Annotated in this window: 21 protein-coding genes and 1 other annotated feature; all 21 genes read left to right on the top strand. The window is 41.0% G+C overall.

Annotated features, from left to right (window positions below; genetic code table 11):
• Positions 1-34 precede the first annotated feature (34 nt).
• The 21 genes from mraY (at position 35) to QI30_RS10775 (ending at position 24,388) form a co-directional block, all read left to right on the top strand.
• A complete protein-coding gene (gene mraY / locus QI30_RS10875; RefSeq protein ID WP_020189368.1) occupies positions 35-1,009 on the top strand; it encodes a phospho-N-acetylmuramoyl-pentapeptide-transferase in 975 nt (324 codons plus the stop codon).
• A 1-nt stretch (position 1,010) separates the two neighbouring features.
• Positions 1,011-2,366: a UDP-N-acetylmuramoyl-L-alanine--D-glutamate ligase gene (gene murD, locus QI30_RS10870; protein WP_020189369.1), complete on the top strand. Its 1,356-nt coding sequence runs from the start codon at positions 1,011-1,013 to the stop codon at positions 2,364-2,366.
• A 23-nt stretch (positions 2,367-2,389) separates the two neighbouring features.
• Positions 2,390-3,175 (top strand): cell division protein FtsQ/DivIB, encoded by a 786-nt coding sequence (locus tag QI30_RS10865; RefSeq protein ID WP_126990802.1) that lies wholly within the window; start codon positions 2,390-2,392, stop codon positions 3,173-3,175.
• 217 nt (positions 3,176-3,392) lie between these two features.
• On the top strand, positions 3,393-4,724 hold the full coding sequence (ftsA, locus tag QI30_RS10860; protein ID WP_126990801.1) for a cell division protein FtsA: 1,332 nt from the start codon (positions 3,393-3,395) through the stop codon (positions 4,722-4,724).
• 50 nt (positions 4,725-4,774) lie between these two features.
• Positions 4,775-5,968: a cell division protein FtsZ gene (ftsZ, locus tag QI30_RS10855; RefSeq protein ID WP_126990800.1), complete on the top strand. Its 1,194-nt coding sequence runs from the start codon at positions 4,775-4,777 to the stop codon at positions 5,966-5,968.
• A gap of 276 nt (positions 5,969-6,244) precedes the next feature.
• On the top strand, positions 6,245-6,922 hold the full coding sequence (locus QI30_RS10850; protein WP_020189373.1) for a YggS family pyridoxal phosphate-dependent enzyme: 678 nt from the start codon (positions 6,245-6,247) through the stop codon (positions 6,920-6,922).
• Between the two features lie 15 nt (positions 6,923-6,937).
• Positions 6,938-7,513: a cell division protein SepF gene (locus QI30_RS10845; RefSeq protein WP_126990799.1), complete on the top strand. Its 576-nt coding sequence runs from the start codon at positions 6,938-6,940 to the stop codon at positions 7,511-7,513.
• A 29-nt stretch (positions 7,514-7,542) separates the two neighbouring features.
• Positions 7,543-7,794, top strand: a complete 252-nt coding sequence (locus tag QI30_RS10840) for a YggT family protein (RefSeq protein WP_020189375.1) — start codon at positions 7,543-7,545, stop codon at positions 7,792-7,794.
• Positions 7,795-7,878: 84 nt separating this feature from the next.
• Positions 7,879-8,670, top strand: a complete 792-nt coding sequence (locus QI30_RS10835) for an RNA-binding protein (RefSeq protein WP_126990798.1) — start codon at positions 7,879-7,881, stop codon at positions 8,668-8,670.
• An 89-nt stretch (positions 8,671-8,759) separates the two neighbouring features.
• Positions 8,760-9,281: a DivIVA domain-containing protein gene (locus tag QI30_RS10830; protein WP_020189377.1), complete on the top strand. Its 522-nt coding sequence runs from the start codon at positions 8,760-8,762 to the stop codon at positions 9,279-9,281.
• A gap of 46 nt (positions 9,282-9,327) precedes the next feature.
• Positions 9,328-9,548: a binding site (T-box leader), on the top strand.
• 48 nt (positions 9,549-9,596) lie between these two features.
• On the top strand, positions 9,597-12,377 hold the full coding sequence (gene ileS / locus QI30_RS10825) for an isoleucine--tRNA ligase (RefSeq protein ID WP_020189378.1): 2,781 nt from the start codon (positions 9,597-9,599) through the stop codon (positions 12,375-12,377).
• Between the two features lie 139 nt (positions 12,378-12,516).
• Positions 12,517-12,993, top strand: a complete 477-nt coding sequence (gene lspA / locus QI30_RS10820; RefSeq protein WP_020189379.1) for a signal peptidase II — start codon at positions 12,517-12,519, stop codon at positions 12,991-12,993.
• A 4-nt stretch (positions 12,994-12,997) separates the two neighbouring features.
• Positions 12,998-13,915, top strand: a complete 918-nt coding sequence (locus QI30_RS10815; protein WP_126990797.1) for an RluA family pseudouridine synthase — start codon at positions 12,998-13,000, stop codon at positions 13,913-13,915.
• Positions 13,916-14,145: 230 nt separating this feature from the next.
• Positions 14,146-14,685, top strand: coding sequence for a bifunctional pyr operon transcriptional regulator/uracil phosphoribosyltransferase PyrR (pyrR, locus tag QI30_RS10810; RefSeq protein ID WP_020189380.1), 540 nt, complete (start codon positions 14,146-14,148; stop codon positions 14,683-14,685).
• Between the two features lie 28 nt (positions 14,686-14,713).
• Positions 14,714-16,078 (top strand): uracil-xanthine permease family protein, encoded by a 1,365-nt coding sequence (locus tag QI30_RS10805; RefSeq protein ID WP_126990796.1) that lies wholly within the window; start codon positions 14,714-14,716, stop codon positions 16,076-16,078.
• 177 nt (positions 16,079-16,255) lie between these two features.
• Positions 16,256-17,137, top strand: a complete 882-nt coding sequence (locus tag QI30_RS10800) for an aspartate carbamoyltransferase catalytic subunit (protein WP_126990795.1) — start codon at positions 16,256-16,258, stop codon at positions 17,135-17,137.
• On the top strand, positions 17,137-18,414 hold the full coding sequence (locus tag QI30_RS10795) for a dihydroorotase (protein ID WP_020189383.1): 1,278 nt from the start codon (positions 17,137-17,139) through the stop codon (positions 18,412-18,414). Before QI30_RS10800 ends, QI30_RS10795 begins: the two co-directional genes overlap by 1 nt.
• A complete protein-coding gene (locus QI30_RS10790; protein ID WP_020189384.1) occupies positions 18,414-19,517 on the top strand; it encodes a carbamoyl phosphate synthase small subunit in 1,104 nt (367 codons plus the stop codon). Before QI30_RS10795 ends, QI30_RS10790 begins: the two co-directional genes overlap by 1 nt.
• On the top strand, positions 19,510-22,713 hold the full coding sequence (carB, locus tag QI30_RS10785; RefSeq protein WP_020189385.1) for a carbamoyl-phosphate synthase large subunit: 3,204 nt from the start codon (positions 19,510-19,512) through the stop codon (positions 22,711-22,713). Before QI30_RS10790 ends, carB begins: the two co-directional genes overlap by 8 nt.
• A complete protein-coding gene (locus QI30_RS10780) occupies positions 22,713-23,480 on the top strand; it encodes a dihydroorotate dehydrogenase electron transfer subunit (protein ID WP_126990794.1) in 768 nt (255 codons plus the stop codon). Before carB ends, QI30_RS10780 begins: the two co-directional genes overlap by 1 nt.
• Positions 23,477-24,388, top strand: coding sequence for a dihydroorotate dehydrogenase (locus QI30_RS10775; RefSeq protein ID WP_126990793.1), 912 nt, complete (start codon positions 23,477-23,479; stop codon positions 24,386-24,388). The genes QI30_RS10780 and QI30_RS10775 overlap by 4 nt, the downstream gene beginning before the upstream one ends.
• Position 24,389 lies beyond the last annotated feature (1 nt).

Raw genomic sequence — 24,389 nt, 5'->3', positions numbered from 1 at the left:
ACGTATTTAAAAGTTTAAAAGGAGCAATAAAAACATGTCAGCATCATTAGTTTTCTTGACGTTAATCGTCGCATTCGCCATTTCAGCGATTCTTGCACCGATGTTAATCCCTGCATTACACCGCTTGAAATTTGGTCAAAGCATTCGTGAGGAAGGTCCAAAATCTCACATGAAAAAAGCAGGTACACCTACAATGGGTGGTATCATCTTCTTAATTTCAATTATTTTAACAACATTAATTATCGGGGCAGGGAAGGGCTTAATTTCAGCAGAATCTGTTGCATTATTAATCGTTCTTCTTGGCTTTGGTATCGTTGGTTTCCTAGATGACGGAATGAAAGTATTTTTCAAACGTAATTTAGGACTAACGTCGATTCAAAAATTAATTTTACAAATCATCATTTCAATCGTAGCGTACTTCTTAATTACGAATGTTGGTGGTTTTGAAAATGCACTACACATTCCATTCACAGATAGCTCAATTCATTTAGGATGGGTATATGTATTATTCATGATTTTCTGGTTAGTTGGCTTCTCAAACGCTGTGAACTTAACAGATGGTCTAGATGGTCTCGTATCAGGTACAGGAGCTGTTGCTTTCTTAGCGTATGCCATTATCGCATTCGTACAAGAACAGTATGATTTAGCTGTTTTCGCCTTTGCGGTAGCAGGTTCATTATTAGGTTTCCTTATCTTCAACAAAAACCCAGCGAAAGTCTTCATGGGGGATACAGGCTCATTAGCACTTGGTGGCGCTTTAGCGACGTTATCAATTTTAACGCATCAAGAAATTTTATTATTAATTATCGGCCTTGTATTCGTAGTAGAAACAGCTTCTGTTATGATCCAAGTAGCGGTATTTAAAAAAACAGGGAAACGTGTATTTAAAATGACCCCAATTCATCACCACTTCGAATTATCTGGCTGGTCAGAGTGGCGCGTTGTGCTTACATTCTGGGGCGTTGGAGTAATCGTAGCAGTGATTGCAGTGGTTGCGGAGGTTTTATAGGATGAAAAAAATAACAATGTTCGAACATAAAAAAGTATTAGTATTAGGCTTAGCAAAAAGTGGCGTGGCAGCAGCGGAATTATTACACAAATTAGGCGCATTTGTAACGGTCAATGACTCAAAACCATTTGAGGACAATGACGATGCAAAACGTCTTTTAGAGCAAGGTATGCATGTGATTTGTGGTCGTCACCCAGAAGATTTACTTGATGAGGGCTTCGAAGTCGTTGTCAAAAACCCAGGGATTCCTTATTCAAATATCATCGTTAAAGATGCAATTGAACGTGGCATTCCGGTATGGACCGAGGTGGAATTAGCTTATCTAGTAAGTGAAGCACCAATGATTGGGATTACTGGTTCAAATGGTAAAACAACGACAACAACATTGTTATTTAATATTTTGAACGAAGGTAATAAAAAACCATTAATCGCTGGCAATATCGGTACGGTCGCTTGTGGCGTTGCTGAAAAAGCACAGCAAGACAATGTCATCGTCACGGAATTATCATCATTCCAACTAATGGGCACAAATGAATTTAAACCGCATATTGCGATTTGGACGAATTTATTTGAAGCACATATCGATTACCACGGCACAATGGAAGAATATGCGAAAGCAAAATTCAATGTAACGCGTAACCAAGATGAGCAAGACTTCTTAATCTATAATGCAGACCAAGAAATCGTATCATCATATGCGGCGAAATCAAAAGCACAAAAAATTCCATTTTCATCAACACGCATCCTTGAACAAGGGATTAGCTGTGATGCTGACAATATTTACTGGAATGGAGAAGTGCTAATGGCGCGCGACATGATTGCGCTACCAGGTAAGCATAATGTTGAAAATGCGATGTGTGCGATTGCAGCAGCAAAATTACTTGATACACCACAACAAGCGATGGAACACGTTCTAGCGACATTTGCGGGCGTAGAACACCGTACACAATTTGTGACAACGTGGAATGGTCGTAAATTTTACAATGACTCAAAAGCGACAAATACACTTGCAACACGCAGTGCCTTGTCAGCCTTCAAACAACCAATTGTGTTACTAGCAGGTGGTTTGGATCGCGGACATTCATTCGAAGAATTGCGTGAATTTATGCCAAATGTTCATGCCGTTGTCGTATCAGGTGAAACAGCGGAACGTTTTGCAGAATTTGCGAAGTCTTGTGGTATTGAAACAATTGAACGTGCTGAGTGGATTGAAGATGCTGTAGAAAAAGCATATGCCGTTTCAAACGAAGGTGATGTTATTTTACTATCACCAGCATGTGCAAGTTGGGATCAATATTCTCGCTTTGAAGTACGTGGCGAGCGCTTCGTCAAAGCAGTAGAGGCGTTACAGCAATAAACGAAGAAAGAAGTGAGTAGCACATGGAGAAAATTATCGAATTTTCTAAGTTGCAAGAGGCCGCTAATGATACGACTTCGTCAAACAAGCCGAAGAAAAAAAAGCGTCCACCCAAAAAGATGAACAAGCATACGAAAAAGTTTGCCATCATTATGAGTATCCTTGCGGTGTGTCTGCTCGCACTTCTTTACTTACAATTGCCGATTAGCCATATCGACAACGTAACGGTGAAAGGCGCAACGTTAAAGTCAGCGGAGTATTATGAGCAGCAAAGTGATTTACATGCTGGGGACTCGCTTTGGGGTTATAAAAATCGTGTTATTGAAAAACGATTGTCACAAGAAAAAACAGTAAAAAAAGCAGTTGTCAGTCGTGTGTGGCCAAGTGATATTCATGTAAAAATTACGGAGTATAAGCCAGTTGCATATGTCCGTGATAGTACGAACCGTATTGAATATGTATTGGAAAATGGAGTGATTTTACCGACACCAAAAGATATTACTGAAATTGATATGCCGATTATGACGGGTTTCAGCAATGAAGAAAAGCGTCAAAATGCGGTGAAACAATTGAGTCAACTAGATGCTGAGTTGCTTCATTCCATTTCGGAAATCTCACCAAATACTGAAAAGAAATATGGTGAATATGCGAAGCTTTATATGACGGATGGTAATATCGTCTACATCGATGTTAAAAATTTAGCATATAAGCTCCAGTACTATCCGGCAATGGTGCAACGTGCGAAAAAAGGTGGCACTCAAAAAGGCGTCTATAACATGGAGGTTGCCAATTCATTTAAGAAGTATTAAAAATAATGAATTTGTGAATATTTCCTGCTGTGGCGTGTAATCTTTTGAAAAATATGAAATAATACGGAGTATACAGTGTTTCTATATAAGAAATGTAGGGAAAAGGTATAGCGAATTTCATACTAAAAAGTTGTTTTTCATACTATCTTTAGACAATAAAAAAGTTTTGCAATAAACTATAAGGTAATAAAAAATCATTTTATAAGGAGGTGCCTTAATGGGTGAACCAGAAGTATATGTATCATTAGATATTGGTTCTACATCTGTAAAATGTATTATTGGCGAAGTCAGTGATGAGGCCGTACACATTATTGGTGTAGGAAATGCGAAATCTACAGGCATTCGTAAAGGAAGCATTGTGGATATTGATGCGACAGTACAATCGATAAAACGTGCAGTGGACCAAGCTGAACGAATGATCGGTATGTCTATACATAAGGTCATTTTAGGAATTCCAGCAGCTCATGTGATGCTTCAAGATACAAAGGGCGTCGTAGCTGTCGTGAAGAACGATGAAAATCGTGAGATTACGTCTGATGATGTAAACCGCGTATTAGACGCTGCTCAGATGATGTCTCTTTCACCAGATCGTGAGCATATTAATTTAGTACCTCGCTATTACACAGTAGATAGCGTATCAGAAATTAAAGATCCTCGCGGCATGCTAGGCATTCGACTTGAAGTAGATGCAACGATGATTACAACATCTAAAACGGTGTTACACAATGTCTTACGTTGTGTAGAAAAAGCAGGCTTAGATATCCAAGAAATTTACTTGCAACCGTTAGCATCGGGCACATTTGCGTTAACAAAAGATGAACGAAATCGTGGAACGACATTGATTGATATCGGTGGCGAAACAACGACAATCGCAGTCTTTAAAGACGATCAATTACTACATGCATCGGTTATTCCAGTAGGTGGCGAAAATATTACGAAGGATTTATCACTCGTACTGCGCACATCGACGGAGCAAGCTGAAAAAATCAAACTAGAATATGGTCATGCTTATTTCAATGAAGCATCGGATAATGAAGTTTTCGATGTGCCTGTCATTGGGGCAGATGCAAAAGAACAATTTAGCCAACGCTATATTTCTGAAATTATTAGTATGCGTCTTGAAGAGCTGTTCGAATTGATTTTAGATGAATTCTATCGTCAAAATCTTTCAGGCTTACCAGGTGGTGTCGTATTAACAGGTGGCGTTGCTAAATTAGAAGGTATCGCACAACTCGCACGTGATTGTCTACAAACGCGTGTCCGTATTGCAGCACCTCAATATATTGGCGTTCGTGACCCTGAATACACATCAGCTGTGAATTTAATTCGTTATGCACACGCTGATAATCAGTTTTACAATAAATACGAAGGTGATTTCAATCAACCTTCAAATGATATGATGTTAGGTACAGCACAACCATCGCATGAACAAGAGCAAATGGAGTACCAACAACCAGCACCACGAGATGATTATGAAGAAACAAATCATCAACCAAAAGAAAAATTCAGCGATAAAGTAAAGAAAATCTTCAAAGGGATTTTAGACTAATTAACGTTTCATAACGATAGATAGTGACTGAAGAAATAGGAGGAATAGAGATGATTGGTTTCGAACAGAACGAAAACCCACTAGCAGTAATTAAAGTTATTGGTGTTGGTGGCGGCGGTAACAACGCAGTAAACCGAATGATTGAACATGGGGTACAAGGTGTAGAATTTATCGCAGTTAATACCGACGCACAAGCATTATTAACATCACAAGCAGATATTAAATTACAAATCGGGGATAAACTAACTCGTGGTTTAGGCGCAGGTGCCAACCCTGAAGTAGGTAAAAAAGCTGCTGAAGAAAGCAAAGAACAACTAGAAGAAACACTACAAGGCGCTGATATGGTATTCGTCACTGCAGGTATGGGTGGCGGTACTGGTACTGGGGCAGCCCCTGTTATCGCTCAAATTGCTCGTGATTTAGGCGCATTAACAGTAGGTGTTGTTACACGCCCATTCTCATTCGAAGGCCGTAAACGTCAATCTCAAGCATTAGCGGGTACTGCAACGATGAAAGAAGCTGTAGATACATTAATCGTTATTCCAAACGACCGTCTATTAGAAATCGTTGATAAAAATACACCAATGCTTGAAGCATTCCGTGAAGCGGATAACGTATTACGCCAAGGTGTCCAAGGTATTTCAGATTTAATCGCTGTACCTGGTTTAATCAACCTTGACTTTGCCGATGTGAAAACAATCATGTCTAACAAAGGTTCAGCACTGATGGGTATTGGGATTGCAACGGGTGAAAAACGCGCAGAAGAAGCAGCGAAAAAAGCCATTTCAAGTCCATTACTTGAAACATCCATTGCCGGAGCGAAAGGTGTATTATTAAACATCACTGGTGGCTCAAGCCTAAGCTTATTTGAAGTCCAAGAAGCAGCGGACATCATCTCAAGTGCTGCTGCACCAGACGACGATGAAAATATCATCTTCGGTGCCGTAATCAATGATAACTTAAAAGATGAAATCATCGTGACAGTTATCGCGACAGATTTCTCTGAAACACATAATGCGTATCCAAATGGTCAAGGTGGTAGCCAACGTCCAGTGCAACCATCACGCCCAGCTCCACAACAAACGCACCAACAACCTGTACAACAAACGCAACAACCTGTACAGCATCAATATGAGCAACCTATGCAACAAACACAGCCTCAACAAACACAACAACAACAGTCTCAACAAGACGAATTAGAAATCCCAACATTCTTACGTAATCGTAACCGTCGTAATCGCTAGAATGTTTTGAGTGGAATGAGTGTTAGCTTATTTCCTTCAAGGGATTTAATAAAAAAAGCAGGAATCGTGTCTATTGCGATTCCTGCTTTTTTATCTGTTAAAATTTTGTTACACAATTTTAATGTTTTTGATGAATTGCCATCGGGAATAGACGATAGTATGAATAGATTTTGCTTAAATCTTCGTGGTTCATGGGAATTTATTGATTAATATGGCTGTGCTTGATAAAATGAAAATAATATGATAAACAAGTAACTTGAAAAGCTGGGATTAATCATGACACGAATTATTGATAACTTACAACGTATACAACAAAATATCGATGCAGCTTGCGCGAAAGTAGGGCGCAATCCTGAAGAAGTAACGATTATTGCGGTTACAAAACAAGTCACAACAGCGCGTGCCGAGGAAGCACTTGCGGCAGGGATTCATCATCTAGGTGAAAATCGCCCTGAACCATTACTTGAAAAGCAAGAAACCATTACAGATGGTGCAGTTTGGCATTATATTGGCTCATTACAGACACGTAAAGTACGTAAAGTATTAGATACTGTTGATTTCATCCATTCATTAGATCGATTAAGTTTAGCGGAAGAAATTAATAAACGTGCAACCAAAACAGTAAATTGCTTCGTCCAAGTAAACGTATCGGGCGAAGATTCTAAGCATGGCTTAGCGGTACAAGAAGTTGAGCCTTTTATTGAACAACTGAAAGCATATGACCATATTCGCGTTGTCGGTTTAATGACAATGGCGCCGAATACAGAAGACGACACAATCATTCGAAATACATTTAAAGGACTAAAAGAGCTTCAATTATCACTCGCTGCAAAACAATATGAGCATGCGCCTTGCACCGAATTGTCGATGGGCATGTCACACGACTATGCAATCGCCGTCGAAGAGGGATCTACATACGTTCGTATTGGTACAGCTTTAGTTGGACTCGACTGATAGGAGGATTCCGCAATGAAAAACTTTTTAAAAGACTTTTTCTATTTAGATAATCGCGATGATGAATTTGATGAAGAAGAAGTAGCACAGCCGAAACAACAAGCAAGACCACAACAGCAACAACCACAGCAGCAACAGCGTCCACAACAAGTACAGCAGCTAAAACAGCAGCCTGTACCTCAACAAATGGCAACACCACGTAAGGTGCAACAGCCTGTACAACGTAAAACACAGCAAGTAGCATCAAATCTACCACCTCAACAAGTAGCACAAATGCAAGTTGTGGAAAAAAAAGCTAATAATGTCGTGAGCATGAATCGTACAACAAAGGTCAATTTATTTGAGCCTCGTATGTATTCAGAAGCGCAAAATATTGCGGATTGCATTCGCAATAAAAAATCTGCGGTTGTTAATTTACAACGTATTGATAAAGAAAATGGGAAGCGTATTATTGATTTTCTAAGTGGTACAGTATTCGCACTAGACGGTGAAATAAAAAAAATTGGTATCGATATTTTCTTATGTACGCCAGATAATGTTGAAATCGATGGTGCGATTTCAGAATACTATTACGAAGAAGATAAGTACTAGGCTACCACTAAGGAGAGAAAAGTACACGCATGGATATTATTGCTTTAGCATTTCAAGTTTATTCATTCGCCATTATTATTTACATTTTAATGAGCTGGCTTCCAGGGTTGCAAGAATCAAAGTTTGGTGAAATTTTATCAAAAATCGTAGAACCGTATTTATCGATTTTCCGTAAGATTATTCCACCGATTGGTATGATTGATATTTCACCAATCATTGCGTTATTAGCATTGAACTTTATTCAAATAGGCTTATACCGTGTGTTGAGCTATATTTTATAAACTAGTCAGTCTATCATTATGTACTAAATAAGGCTCCTCGCGCATTGGCGTAAGGAGTTTTTGTTTTTTAGAAAGGAAGAAAAAATGGATCATCTACTACAACATTTTAGACCCGATGAGCATGAGTTTATTGAGCAAGTGCTTGAATGGAAGCGTCAAGTGGAAGATTTTTATGCGCCAAAAACAACACCTTTTTTAGATCCACGTCAGCGAACGATTGTACAATCTCTTATTGGTACAAATGGCGATACACAAGTAGCGTTTCATGGTGGCTTTAGTGATTATTCAGAGCGTCAGCGTGCATTAATATACCCGAGCTATGTGGAGCCAGTGGCAGATGAGTTTCAGTTTGCGATGCTTTCTGTACGCTATCCATCTAAATTTGTGCAACTAAAACATCCTGATGTTCTAGGCGCATTACTTAGCTTAGGGTTAGAACGCGCAAAATTCGGGGATATAAGAGTGGGGACGGACATTGTGCAGTTTGTTGTAGCACGCGAGGTAGCAGACTATGTACGTGCCAATTTAACATCAATCGCGAAAAGCAAGGTGACTGTGCAAGAAGTAGATTCCTCAACAACACTACTTCCTGCAACAGAAGAATGGCAGGAGTCCGTAATCACGGCTTCATCACTCCGCCTTGATACAGTCATTGCCTCAAGCTATCCAGCCATTTCACGTCAAAAAGCCGCGTTATATATTGAGTCTGGCAAAGTGAAAGTAAACTATGCAGTGCGTGAACAAACGTCCTTTGAATTACATGAGGCAGATTTAATTTCGATTCGTGGTGTCGGTCGTTTATTTATTGAATCGATAGAAGGTCGCACAAAGAAAGAAAAACTACGCCTAAAAATTGGTAAAATGGAACGGAAATAACTTTGTTTTGCCGTTTTACAGATGAAGTTCTGTCAAAAGAACGGTATAATAATGAATAAGTTGAACTTGCAGATAAAAGGAGAGATAGTATGCCGTTATCACCACTTGATATACATAATAAAGAATTTGACCGCTCATTCCGTGGATACAACGAGGACCAGGTTAATGAATTTATGGAACAAGTAATGAAAGATATGGATCTTGTGTTAAAAGAAAAAAGTGAGCTAGAAGCCCGTCTTGCATCAGCGCATGATCAGTTAGGCCATTATAGCTCACTAGAGGATACACTTCAAAAATCAATTATTGTCGCACAAGAGGCGGCAGAAGAAGTCCGTCGCAATTCACAAAAAGAAGCAAAACTAATCGTGAAAGAGGCTGAAAAAAACGCAGACCGTATCGTTAATGAAGCATTAGCGAAAGCACGTACAGTGGCACTTGAAATCGAAGAACTGAAAAAACATTCAAAAGTATTCCGTAATCGTTTCAAAATGATTGTGGAAGCACAACTGGATTTAATCGAGTCAGAAGACTGGGATCACTTAATGGAATATGAAATTAAAGTGCCTGATGTCGATAATGTCGAAGCGATTGAATTACCAGACGAAGAATAACCGCTTGACGTTCTGGTCGCAATTTTCTATAATTGCAACATATGAATGAAAAGCACTGATAGAGACAGTAAACTTTATGCTGCAGTATAGCGATTCGAGGATGGTGAGAGCTCGAACGGTACAGATAAGGTTGAAGATCACTCTTGAGCTAGATTGCTGAACTTTAGTAAGCCGTCTCGTTACCACCGCGTTAAGGTGTTCTTAAGTGGCATGGTCTAACTATGCAATTAGGGTGGTACCGCGAGTTAACTTCTCCTCGTCCCTTGTTTGGGGCGAGGAGTTTTTTTATGGATTAATTTTGAGGAGGAATTACGAATGGCTGAATACAAAAAAACGTTATTAATGCCGAAAACAGATTTCCCAATGCGCGGAAACTTACCAAATATGGAACCAAAAATGCAAGAGAAATGGGCAGAAATGGATATCAATGCGAAAGTGCTTGAACGTACAAAAGACCGCACACCATTTGTGTTACATGATGGACCTCCATATGCAAACGGTGATATCCACATGGGTCACGCATTAAACAAAGTATTAAAAGATATGATTAACCGCCATCGTTCAATGACAGGCTACTATGTACCATATGTTCCAGGTTGGGATACACATGGTCTACCAATTGAACAAGCATTAACAAATAAAGGACATGACCGTAAAAAAATGTCGATCGCAGAATTCCGCGAACTTTGTAAAGATTATGCATTAGAGCAAGTTAGTAACCAACGTGAACAATTCAAACGTATCGGCGTACGCGGTGACTGGGAAAACCCATACATCACATTACGTCCAGAATTTGAAGCACGTCAAATTGGCGTATTCGGCGATATGGCGAAAAAAGGCTATATCTACAAAGGATTAAAACCAGTTTATTGGTCTCCATCTTCTGAATCTGCATTAGCAGAAGCAGAAATCGAATACAAAGACATCAAATCACCATCAATCTTCGTAGCATTTAAAGTAGAAGATGGTAAAGGTGTTTTAAATAATGACGAAGAAATCGTTATCTGGACAACAACGCCTTGGACATTACCAGCGAACTTAGGTATTTCTGTAAATCCTGAATTCACATATGTTGTAGTAAAAGTAAACGACCGCAAATTCGTTGTTGCAAAAGATTTACTAAATTCAGTAGCAGAAAAAATCGGCTGGGAAGATGTACAAATCGACCGTGAAATCAACGGTGCGGAATTAGAAAACATCACAGCAAAACACCCATTATTCGATCGTACATCTCTTGTGATGCTTGGCGATCACGTAACACTTGAAGCTGGTACCGGCTGCGTACACACAGCACCTGGACATGGTGAGGATGATTACCAAGTTGGGAAACGTTACGGCTTAGAAATCCTTTCAGTTGTAGATAACCGTGGTGTATTAACAGAAGCTGCTGGCGAATTCGCTGGTCAATTTTATGACAAAGCAAATAAACCAATCTGTGAAAAATTAGAAGAACTTGGCGCATTACTAAGCCTAACATTCTTCGAACACTCATACCCACATGATTGGCGTACGAAAAAACCAGTTATCTTCCGCGCAACACCACAATGGTTTGCATCAATTGATTCATTCCGTCCAGAATTATTACAAGCAATCCGCGACACGAACTTCACACCTGAATGGGGCGAAACACGTCTATTCAATATGATTCGTGACCGTGGTGACTGGTGTATCTCTCGTCAACGTGCATGGGGTGTTCCAATCCCTGTATTCTACGCTGAAAACGGCGAAGAAATCATTACAGAAGAAACAATCGCGCACGTACAACAATTATTCCGTGAACACGGTTCAAATATCTGGTTCCAAAAAACAGCTAAAGAATTACTTCCTGAAGGATTTACACATGCGGGCTCTCCAAATGGCGAATTCTCTAAAGAAAACGACATCATGGACGTATGGTTCGACTCAGGTTCTTCTCACCAAGGTGTATTAGCTGAACGTGGTATGAGCTACCCTGCAGACCTTTACTTAGAAGGTTCTGACCAATACCGTGGTTGGTTCAACTCATCATTAATCACATCAGTAGCGGTTAATGGCTATGCACCATACAAAGGTTTATTATCACATGGTTTCGTATTAGATGGCGATGGCCGTAAAATGTCGAAATCACTTGGTAACATCATCGCACCAGCGAAAATCATGCAACAATACGGTGCAGATATCTTACGTATGTGGGTAGCTTCAGTAGACTATACTGCAGATGTTCGTATCTCAATGGATATGTTAAAACAAGTTTCTGAAATGTACCGTAAAGTACGTAACACTTTAAAATTCGTTCATGGTAACTTAGAAGATTTCAATGCAGAAACAGACTATGTTGCATACGAAGATTTACGTGAAGTAGATCAATACATGTATATGGAACTTCAAAAATTAATCAAAACAGTGCGCGTAGCATATGATTCATATGAATTCGCAACAGTTTATAAAGCAGTAAACAACTTTATCGCAACAGAACTAAGCTCATTCTACTTAGACATTGCGAAAGATGTTGTCTATGTAGAAGCACCAAATAGCCACGCGCGTCGTGCAATGCAATCCGTTATGTACGATACATTAAATGCATTAGTGAAATTACTTGCACCAATCATTCCTCACACAGCGGATGAAATGTTTGGTTATATGGCTTGGACAACAGAGGAATCTGTACAATTAACAGATATGCCAGATGCTGTTGAAAAAGAAAACTTCGCTGCATTAACTGAAAAATGGACAAAAATCATGGCTGTTCGTGATGTAGTTCTAAAATCATTAGAAGAAGCACGTACAGCAAAAGTTATCGGTAAATCATTAGAAGCAAAAGCAACCGTTTACGCAGATGCAGCAACAAAAGCTGTTCTTTCTGATGCATCAATCGATTTCGCACAAATGATGATTGTATCTGAATTTGTGTTAGATGACCTTGCAAACGCAACAGAAGAATGTGTGAAAACAGAAACTGTAGCCGTAGCGGTTGTTAAAGCTGAAGGCGAAAAATGTGCACGTTGCTGGACAATTGATGAAACAGTTGGTCACAACGAAAAACATCCAGACCTTTGCGAACGCTGTGCAAGCGTTGTGGAAGAAAACTTTGCAGACGTTGATTTAGAAGCAAAATAATTTTTTATCTTTACAAAAAAGAATCGTACATTGTACGGTTCTTTTTTTATGCTTATGGAATTCGCTAATCGTTCAATTTGTTCTCGTATCAATATGTGGTAAAATAGGTTAGATTCATGGAAAACGGAGGATACGTCACGTGTTTAAATATTATTTAATTGCACTCTTTGTCATTATTGTTGACCAGCTGACGAAATGGGGCATTGTGAAAAACATGACAGAGGGCCAAGAAATCGTTGTTTGGGACCCTATTTTTTCACTTTACTCACATCGTAACCAAGGCGCAGCATGGGGTATGATGCAAGGCAAAATAGGTTTATTTACAATCATTACGGTGGTTGTGATTATCGCGATCATTTATTACTTCCACAAAGAAGGAAAAGGCAAGCCGCTATTTGCGACGAGCCTAATGCTGCTTCTAGGCGGCGCAATTGGGAACTTCATCGACCGCTTAACGCGCGGCGAAGTAGTGGACTTTGCAAGCTTTTGGATTCCAGTAATCGACTACGATTTCCCAATCTTTAATATTGCAGATATGGCGCTGACATTTGGCGTAATTTTAATGATTATTTATGTATTATTTTTTGAAGGAAAACAAGGAAAGGTGAAGAAATAATTTTATGACTGAAAATTTTATAGTACAAGCAGATACTGCCGGAAACCGCATTGATAAAGCAATAGCATCAATGCAAGAAAAGTGGTCTCGTACGCAAATTCAAAACTTTGTTGAAGAGGGACATTTACTCGTTAACGGAGAAAAAGTAAAAAAAACATATAAAGTAAAAGAGCATGACCATATTAGCGTGGATGAGCCAGAAGCTGAACCACTTGAAATCATCGCAGAAGATTTAGCGTTAGAAATCGTTTATGAAGATGAAGATGTTTTAGTTGTTAACAAACCAAAAGGTATGGTTGTACACCCAGCACCAGGCCATGCAACAGGCACATTAGTAAATGGTTTAATGCATCACTGTAACGACCTATCAGGCATTAATGGTGTCATGCGCCCTGGTATCGTTCACCGTATCGATAAAGATACATCGGGTCTATTAATGGTCGCTAAAAATGATATGGCGCATGAAAAACTTGTTCAACAACTTGTTGATAAAACAGTAACACGTCGCTACACAGCACTTGTACATGGTCATATTCCACATGACAAAGGAACAATCGATGCACCAATCGGTCGTGACCAAAAAAATCGTCAAAGACAAGCCGTTGTCGATAACGGTAAGCACGCTGTGACACACTTCCAAGTAACAGGCCGCTTTGGTGTAGATTACACAGTAATTGAATGCCGTCTTGAAACAGGCCGTACACACCAAATTCGTGTGCATATGAACTATATTGGCTATCCACTTGTTGGGGATCCAAAATACGGACCGAAGAAAACAATGGATATTGGTGGCCAAGCACTACATGCGGGCGTTTTAGGTTTTGTGCACCCACGCACAAATGAGTACTTAGAGTTCTCTGCACCAATACCTGCTGATTTTGAAGCGTTATTAGCTCGTTTAGGCAGCGAATACGAAAATTAACAAATAGGCTGTTGACACTTTAAGTCATGAAGGTCTATAATTGTGTCAGTGAAAATCTTAATATTCACCTTTTAAAGACAGTCCAGAGAGGCTGAGAAGGGATGCGAAGAATGTGGGATTACTGCGTCGAGTTATGCAGTTTATTTGACATATCTATCAGTATACCTATACAACCTCTTGGGCCTTATGCTCAAGAGGTTTTTTTATTGAAAGAAAGGAGGCAGTTCCAGTTGACAAAGAAGGCCGACATTTTAGATGAAGCAGCGATGAACAGAGCGCTAACTCGTATCGCACATGAAATTATCGAACGCAACGAAGGAATCGATAACGTCATTTTAGTAGGAATTAAAACGCGCGGTGCATACTTAGCGAAGCGCCTGTCACAAAAAATCAATACGATTGAGAAAAAGGAAATTCGTGCAGGAGAGTTAGACATTTCTCTGTACCGCGATGATCTTTCAACAAAAACATTGAATGGTGAAGCGACAGTACAGCAGGTCGATATTACACACGATTTGACAAACCAAACCGTCGTACTAGTTGATGATGTACTGTACACAGGTCGTACAGTTCGCGCAGGAATGGATGCGGTTATGGATATTGGACGTCCGTCACAAATTCAACTAGCCGTACTAGTTGACCGAGGCCACCGCGAGTTACCAATTCGCGCGGACTTCGTAGGGAAAAACATCCCGACGGCAAGCCACGAACGCGTCGTTGTCCACATGGTAGAAGTAGACGACGAAGATTTAGTAGCAATTTACGAGTAGGTAGAAGCAAAGAAGGAAGTTGAAAGATATGTCAAATCAAACTGTTTTAGATATCAATGACAAACCAAAAGGCAGTCAATTAATTACATTAAGTTTACAACATATGTTCGCAATGTTTGGATCAACGATTTTAGTGCCAACATTGACAGGGCTCTCACCAGCTATCGCCCTTTTAACGAGTGGTATCGCAACATTATTTTTCTTATTAATAACACGTTTTCAAGTGCCAGCCTATTTAGGCTCATCATTTGCCTTTATTGCTCCTATCTTAGTAGCAACGAAAGCTGCGGGTGGCCCTGGTGGAGCAATGATTGGCGCAATGGCAGTCGGGATCGTATACGGGATTGTGTCGCTATTAATCTGGAAAACAGGTTATAAATGGATTTTACGCATTTTACCGCCAATCGTCGTAGCCCCTGTTATTATGGTTATCGGCTTAGCGTTAGCGGGCACAGCAGTTGACATGGCAATGAATGAAACACTAGATAACGGCACGAAAGTATATCATGCATCGTACTTTGTTATCGCACTCATTACACTAGCAGCAGCGATTATCGTCAACAACTTTGTAAAAGGTGTTGTCAGCACGATGCCAATCTTAATCGGCTTGATTGTCGGCTATATTGCGGCCCTTATTTCAGACCAAATTGCAGGTACAAGTTTTATTAACTTCACTGCAGTAACAGAAGCAGCGTGGATTGCTTCACCAGACTTCTTAATTCCTGGTATAGATTATGACTTCAAGGTAACGTCGACGTTGCTACTTGCAATGGTACCAATCGTCATCGTGACAATCTCAGAGCATATTGGACACCAACTTGTTTTAGGGAAAGTCGTACACCGCAATTTCATTAAAAGTCCAGGGCTTCACCGTTCATTACTAGGTGATGGCTTCGGTACACTAATTTCATCTCTAATCGGTGGTCCACCAAAAACAACGTACGGTGAAAATATCGGCGTACTTGTTTTAACACGCGTCTTCAGCGTATGGGTAATCGGTGGTGCAGCAGTGTTTGCCGTCTTACTGTCCTTCTCAGGAAAGCTAATGGCTTTAGTAAGTACAATTCCAACACCAGTGCTTGGGGGCGTATCGATCTTACTATTCGGTATCATCGCATCAAGCGGGCTACGCATGCTAGTCGAAAACAAGATTGATTTCGACCACAGTCGTAACCTTGTGATTGCATCAGTTATTCTAATCTTAGGTATCGGCGGCGGTAAGCTCTTATGGGAAAACGCATTCGGTATTAAAGGATATGACTTTGCAATCGAAGGTATGGCACTAGCGGCAATCGTCGGTGTCCTACTAAACATCATCTTACCGGGTAAAGCGCAGCCAGACCTTGAGCTGTTAGCAGACGAAAAAAAAGAACAACAACTTAATAAGAATTAAACAGCATTACCTTTTAAGGGTTGCCCAGAGAGGCACAGAAGGGTCAATACTACAGCTAAGAGGGGCGTACTCGCATACCTCTACTGTAATATCCTTCCTCCGCCTCCTTAAAATAACTAAGGAGGCTTTTTTATTAAAATCTCGACTGTGAGCGAGAATAAATTTGGAGGCACTATGATGAAAAATTTACTGTCAATTGAAGAAGTATCTAACGAAGAAATCTATGCGATTTTAAAAAGAGCCGCAGCGTTTGAAGCAGGCGAGCCCACACAACTAGAACAAGACTACTTAGTTGCAAACCTATTTTTTGAACCAAGTACACGTACGAAAACAAGCTTTGAAACGGCTGAGCGCAAAGTTGGCGCTACAGTCATTCCCTTTGAAGCAGGATTTTCAAGTACATTAAAAGGCGAAACACTGTATGACACAGTGAAAACGTTAGAGATGATCGGCATGGACGCAGTAGTCATTCGCCATAAAGATGATGCCTACTACAAGGAATTACTAGAAGGCATCAACGTCTCCGTAATCAATGCAGGTGACGGTGCAGGCCAGCATCCGTCACAATGTCTACTCGATTTATTCACAATTTTCAAAGAGTTCGGCAAATTCGAAGGATTAAATGTTACAATCGTGGGGGATGTGTCCCATAGCCGCGTTGCAAAATCAAACGCATCCGCACTACAAAGACTTGGCGCAAACGTTCACTTTGTTTGCCCGAAAGAATGGCAAGGCGACTACAGCGAGGCACGTCACGATTGGGATGAGTTACTACATACAAGTGATGTCGTCATGTTACTTCGCGTTCAACATGAACGTGATGCCGCATACGACGGTTTTACAACAGAAGGATATCACGCACAATTCGGCTTAACGAAAGAACGTGAACAGCAAATGAAAGATGGCGCCATCATCATGCACCCGGCACCAGTGAATCGCGGAGTAGAAATTGACTCCGATCTCGTTGAGTGTGACCGCTCGCGAATCTTCGAGCAAGTACGCAACGGCGTATTCGTTCGCATGGCTATCGTAGAAACGATCTTAAAGGGGAGAAACTAATGTCAAAATTAATCACAAACATCCAGTTAGTAGATGCAGCAGGGAACTTATCAGCAGGTGAAATTTTAATCGACAATGATGGTAACATCGCAGAAGTTGCGGCAAAAGTATCACAAGCAGCAGACGAAACAATCGATGGTAAAGGCTGCATGGCCTCGCCGGGTTTTGTTGACGTCCATGTTCACCTTCGTGAGCCAGGCTTTGAACATAAAGAAACAATTGAAACAGGAACAGCATCTGCTGCAAAAGGTGGGTTCACAACCATTTGCGCAATGCCAAACACAAAGCCAGTTCCAGACTCAGTTGAAAACTTACAATTAATTAATCGTCTTATCGAGAAAAGCGCTAAAATCCGTGTGCTACCGTACGGTTCACTAACAGTCGCCCAATCAGGTGACGCACGTACAAGCATTAAAGATTTAAAAGACAATGGCGCAGTTGCCTTCTCTGATGACGGTGTCGGCGTACAATTAGCTTCAACAATGTACGAGCAAATGAAAGATGCAGCGGAGCTTGGGGTAGCGGTCGTTGCACACTGTGAAGATAATTCACTTATCTACGACGGTGTTATGCACGAAGGGAAACGTAATCACGAACTAGGCTTGCCTGGGATTCCATCAATTTGTGAATCTGTTCAAATCGCACGTGACGTACTACTTGCTGAAGCAGCTGGTGCACATTATCATGTCTGCCACGTTTCAACAAAAGAATCGGTACGCGCCGTACGCGATGCGAAAAAAGCAGGCATTCGTGTAACTGCTGAAGTTTGTCCACACCATCTAATTTTAGAGGAAATGGACATCCCTTCAGATGATGCAAACTGGAAAATGAATCCACCATTACGTGCGAAGGATGACTGGGAAGCATTACATGAAGGGTTACTTGATGGCACAATCGACTGTATCGCAACGGATCATGCACCACATACGCATGATGAAAAATGCTGCGGTATGGTTGGCGCACCATTCGGCATTGTCGGTTTTGAAACAGCGTTCCCATTACTGTATACACAATTTGTGAAAACAGGAAAATGGACACTGCGCCAACTAATTGATTGGATGACGGTTAAACCGGCACAACTATTCAAATTGCCATACGGTACATTAAATGTCGGCGAATCTGCAGACATCGTACTGATTGACTTAGATAATGAACAAGCAGTCGACGTTGAGAATTTTGAATCAAAAGGGAAAAACACACCATTCAATGGCTGGAAAGCGTATGGATGGCCACAAAAAACAATCTACAATGGTGAGATCGTATGGGAGGAAGCATAATGACAACAAGAAAACTCATTTTAGAAACAGGGGAAGTATTTGAAGGGCAAGCATTTGGTAGTGACAAAGGTTCGGACGGTGAAGTCGTATTCACAACGGGGATGACAGGATATCAAGAAACATTATCTGATCCATCTTTCTGCGGACAAATCGTAACAATGACCTACCCACTAATTGGTAACTACGGGATGAACCGTGATGATTTCGAAACGATTTCACCAGCAATTAAAGGGTTCGTCGTACATGAACTAGCAAAAACACCATCAAACTTCCGTAACGAAGGCACAGTGGATGAATACTTCAAAATGAAAGACATTCCAGGGATTGAAGGCATCGACACACGTAAACTAACACGCCTTATTCGTAACGAAGGTTCTGTTAAAGGATACTTAACAGCGACAAATGAAGACGTCAATGTAGAAGAAGTTGTGGCACGCTTACAAGGCACAACTTTCCCAACAAACCAAGTAGAACAAGTTTCAACAAAAAGCGCATATCCATCTCCAGGACGTGGCAAACGCGTTGTCCTAATGGACTTCGGTATGAAGCACGGGATTTTACGCGAATTAAATAAACGTAACTGTGATGTAGTCGTTGTCCCTTACAACACAACCGCAGAAGAAGTGCTAGCTTACCACCCAGATGGCATCATGCTATCAAACGGACCTGGGGATCCACTTGATGTACCAGAAGCAATTGAAACGATTAAAACTTTAATCGGAAAAGTTCCACTATTCGGTATTTGCTTAGGTCACCAACTATTCGCATTAGCAAGCGGTGCACAAACATTTAAATTAAAATTCGGTCACCGCGGTGCGAACCACCCAGTAAAAGACTTACGTACAGGTCGTACAGAATTAACATCTCAAAACCATGGTTACGCAGTAGATATGGATTCACTTGCTGCAACAGACCTAGAAGTAACACATGTTGCTTTAAATGACAGCACATGTGAAGGACTACGCCACAAAACAGCAGCAGCCTTCACGGTACAATATCACCCAGAAGCATCACCTGGTCCGGAAGATCCGAACCATCTATTCGACGAATTTATCGAGTTAATGAATAACAATACTAGAGAGGAGCAACAACAACATGCCTAAACGCCAAGATATCAAATCCATTTTAGTAATCGGTTCTGGTCCAATCATCATCGGTCAAGCCGCAGAATTCGACTACGCAGGTACACAAGCCTGCCTTTCACTTAAAGAGGAAGGGTACCGTGTTATTCTTATTAACTCAAACCCAGCAACAATCATGACAGATACACAAATCGCTGACAAAGTATACATCGAGCCAATTAGCCTTGAGTTCGTATCTCGTATTATCCGTAAAGAACGCCCAGACGCGATTTTACCAACTCTAGGTGGTCAAACAGGTTTAAATATGGCAATCGAGCTTCATAACTCAGGTATTTTAGATGAGCTAAATGTAGAAATCTTAGGTACAAAATTAGATGCCATTAACCAAGCAGAGGACCGTGATTTATTCCGTAACTTAATGTACGAACTAGATGTCCCAACACCAGAATCAGAAATCGTACACACAGTAGAAGAAGCAGAAGAATTCGTAAAAAAAATCGGTTATCCAATTATCGTACGTCCAGCCTTTACACTAGGCGGTACGGGCGGTGGTATTTGTGAAAATGACCAAGACCTTCACGAAATCGTTGCATCTGGCTTAAAATACTCTCCAGTAACACAATGTTTAGTAGAAAAATCAATCGCTGGCTACAAAGAGGTTGAGTACGAAGTAATGCGTGACTCAAAAGACAATGCCATCGTTGTTTGTAACATGGAGAACGTTGACCCAGTCGGCATTCACACAGGTGACTCAATCGTTGTAGCACCATCACAAACATTATCTGACCGCGAATACCATATGCTACGTAACGTATCATTAAAAATCATCCGTGCACTAGGCATCGAAGGTGGCTGTAACGTACAGCTAGCACTTGACCCAGACAGCTTCAACTACTACATCATTGAAGTAAACCCACGTGTATCACGTTCATCAGCACTTGCATCAAAAGCAACGGGTTACCCAATCGCGAAGCTTGCAGCAAAAATTGCTGTTGGCCTAACACTTGATGAAATGATCAACCCTGTAACAGGTAAAACATACGCTTGCTTCGAGCCAGCACTTGACTACATTGTTGCAAAAATCCCACGCTGGCCATTTGATAAATTCGAAGGTGCAAAACGTAACCTTGGTACACAAATGAAAGCAACTGGTGAAGTAATGGCTATCGGTCGTAACTTTGAAGAAGCGATGCTAAAAGCCGTACGTTCATTAGAAACAGGTCACAAGCATCTTGAAATGAAGCACGCGGAAGATCTTTCAGATGAATGGATTAAAAAACGTGTCACAAAAGCGGGCGATGAACGTTTATTCTTCCTAGGTGAAGCATTACGTCGCGGCGTAACAATCGAAGAAATCCATGAATGGTCAAAAATTGACTTATTCTTCTTAAATAAATTCAAAAACATCATCGATTACGAAACAACATTAAAAGACAATGTTCAAGACGTTGAAGTATTACGTCATGCGAAGAAAATTGGTTTCGCCGATGAAACAATCGGTAAACTATGGGGCATGAGTGAAAGTGATGTATACGACTTCCGTAAAGCAAATGGCATCATCCCAGTGTACAAAATGGTTGATACTTGTGCAGCAGAATTCGAATCAGAAACACCGTACTTCTATGGCACATACGAAGATGAAAATGAGTCAATCAAAACAGATCGTGAATCAGTGATCGTATTAGGCTCTGGTCCAATTCGTATCGGTCAAGGGGTTGAGTTTGACTATGCGACAGTACACTCAGTATGGGCAATCCAAGAAGCAGGTTACGAAGCAATCATCATCAACTCAAACCCAGAAACGGTATCGACTGACTTCTCAATCTCAGATAAATTATACTTCGAGCCATTAACAATCGAAGACGTGATGCACATTATCGATTTAGAGCAACCAAAAGGTGTGGTTGTCCAATTCGGTGGTCAAACAGCCATCAACTTAGCAGATAAATTAGAAGCACGTGGCGTAAAAATTCTAGGTACATCACTAGACTCAATCGACCGTGCAGAATCTCGTGACCGTTTCGAAGAAGCACTTCACGAATTAAATATTCCACAACCACTTGGTAAAACAGCAACAAACACAGAAGACGCGGTGAAAATTGCGGAATCAATCGGTTACCCAGTGCTTGTACGTCCTTCATATGTACTTGGTGGACGCGCAATGCAAATTGTTTATAGCACAGACGAAATCAAACACTATATGGAAACTGCGGTTGAAGCATCACCAGAGCACCCAGTATTAATCGACCGCTACTTAACTGGTAAAGAAATCGAAGTAGATGCAATTTGTGATGGTACAAATGTATGTATCCCAGGGATCATGGAACATATTGAACGTGCAGGGGTTCACTCAGGTGACTCAATCGCGGTTTACCCACCACAAAACTTATCTCAAAAACATATTGATACATTAGTGGATTACACAACACGCCTAGCATTAGGTCTTGGTATTAAAGGATTAATGAACATCCAATACGTTATCTCAAATGATGAAGTGTATGTAATTGAAGTAAACCCACGTGCATCACGTACCGTACCATTCTTAAGTAAAATTACAAATATCCCAATGGCCAATGTAGCAACAAAAGCCATCCTTGGTACATCAATCGTTGACCAAGGGTATCCAACAGGATTAGCACCAATTCAAGAAGGTGTCTTCGTTAAAGTACCAGTATTCAGCTTCGCGAAACTACGTCGTGTCGATACAACATTAGGACCTGAAATGAAATCAACTGGTGAAGTAATGGGTAAAGATGCAACGCTTGAAAAAGCACTTTACAAAGGCTTCGTTGCAGCAGGTACAAAAATCGAAGATCACGGTTCAGTATTAATGACTGTAGCAGACAAAGATAAAGCAGAAGCAACAGAGCTTGCAAAACGTTTTGTAGAAATCGGCTACTCAATCTTCGCAACACCAGGAACAGCGAAAGCATTAGCACAAGCAGGAATTCAAACAACAATCGTTGATAAAATCGGCTCAAATGGCCCAACATTACTTGATGTCATCCAAAAAGGTGAAGCACAGCTAATCATCAACACGCTTACAAAAGGTCAACAACCAGCACGTGATGGTTTCCGTATCCGTCGTGAAGCAGTAGAGAACGGTATCGCTTGCTTAACTTCACTTGATACAGCAGATGCAATTTTAAAAGTTATCGAATCAATGACATTCACAGCAATGCCAATGCCAAAAGCTCAAGTAGAGGTGCGCATCTAATGATCCAACAAGAAAAAATGAAAGTAGTGCGTCAACAGCAAGTCGCGGATAGTATTTTCGAGATTACGCTAGAAGGCCAGCTTACAGACCAAATGCAAGAACCCGGACAATTCGTTCACTTACGCGTTGCGGATAGTTATGAACCTAGCTTACGCCGTCCGATTTCCATTGCGAATATCGATCACGACAACAAGCAGTTTACGATGCTTTATCGTGCTGGCGGACGTGGTACGGACGTTCTTTCTAAAAAACAAGTGGGAGACGTTGTCGATGTACTAGGTCCTCTAGGACATGGTTTCCCAGTTGAGGAAACCCAACCAGGCGAAACAGCGCTATTAGTAGGTGGTGGTATTGGTGTACCGCCCCTATATGAGCTATCAAAACGCTTAAATGAACGCGGTGTGAAAACCATTCATGTGTTAGGTTTCCGTGGAGCTAAAGATGTTTTCTACGAAGAAGAATTCAATCAATTAGGTGAAACATATATCGTGACAGAAGATGGCTCAAGTGGTCATCAAGGCTTTGTTACAACATTAATTAATGAAAAAAATCCAGCGTTTGATACGTTCTACACATGCGGGCCAACGCCGATGTTACGAGCAGTAGATCAAGCATTCCCAGGTAAAAAAGGGTTCTTATCATTTGAAGAACGTATGGGTTGCGGAATCGGGGCTTGCTACGCTTGCGTATGCGATACAACCGACGGTGGCTATAAAAAAGTATGTTCAGATGGCCCTGTATTCGCGAAAGGAGTCGTAGCACTGTGAACCGCTTAGAAATCGCATTACCAGGAGTAACATTAAAGAATCCAATTATGCCTGCATCAGGTTGCTTCGGCTTCGGCCAAGAATATGCGCAGCTTTATGATCTATCAAAGCTAGGTGCAATTATGATTAAAGCTACAACAGCAGAACAACGTCGCGGTAATCCAACGCCACGTGTTGCAGAAACGGCTGCGGGCATGTTAAATGCCATCGGTCTTCAAAACCCTGGTCTAGAGCATGTGCTTGCGCATGAGCTACCATGGCTTGAAAAATACGATGTACCAATTATCGCTAATGTTGCGGGTTCTGAAACAGAGGATTATGTGCAAGTCGCGCGTGAAATTAGTAAGGCACCAAATGTGTATGCACTTGAGCTAAACATTTCTTGTCCAAACGTGAAATGCGGCGGCATTCAGTTCGGTACAGACCCAGATGTTGCAGAAGCACTCGTACGCGCTGTAAAAGAAGCAGCGGGTGTGCCAGTTTACGTGAAATTATCACCAAATGTGACGAGCATTGTCGATATGGCAAAAGCTGTTGAACGCGGTGGTGCGGATGCCATTACGATGATTAATACATTAGTAGGTATGCGTTTAGATCAACGTACGGGGAAGCCAGTTATCGCAAATGGTACAGGCGGTCTGTCAGGCCCGGGTATTAAACCAGTAGCCATTCGTATGGTCTATGAAGTATATAAAGCAGTCAATATTCCGATTATCGGTATGGGTGGGGTATCAACAGTAGAGGATGTCATCGACTTCTTATCTGCAGGTGCTTCAGCAGTAGCAGTCGGAACAGCAAACTTTGTTGAGCCATTCATTTGCCCGAACCTAATCGACGCACTACCACAAAAATTAGACGAACTTGGCGTTGAAAACGTCCAAGACTTAATCGGAAGGAGCCATCGCTAAC

The sequence above is a fragment of the Candidatus Kurthia intestinigallinarum genome (genome assembly GCF_003991225.1).
Lineage (GTDB): Bacteria > Bacillota > Bacilli > Bacillales_A > Planococcaceae > Kurthia > Kurthia populi.
This window is presented reverse-complemented; position numbering and strand designations above follow the sequence as displayed.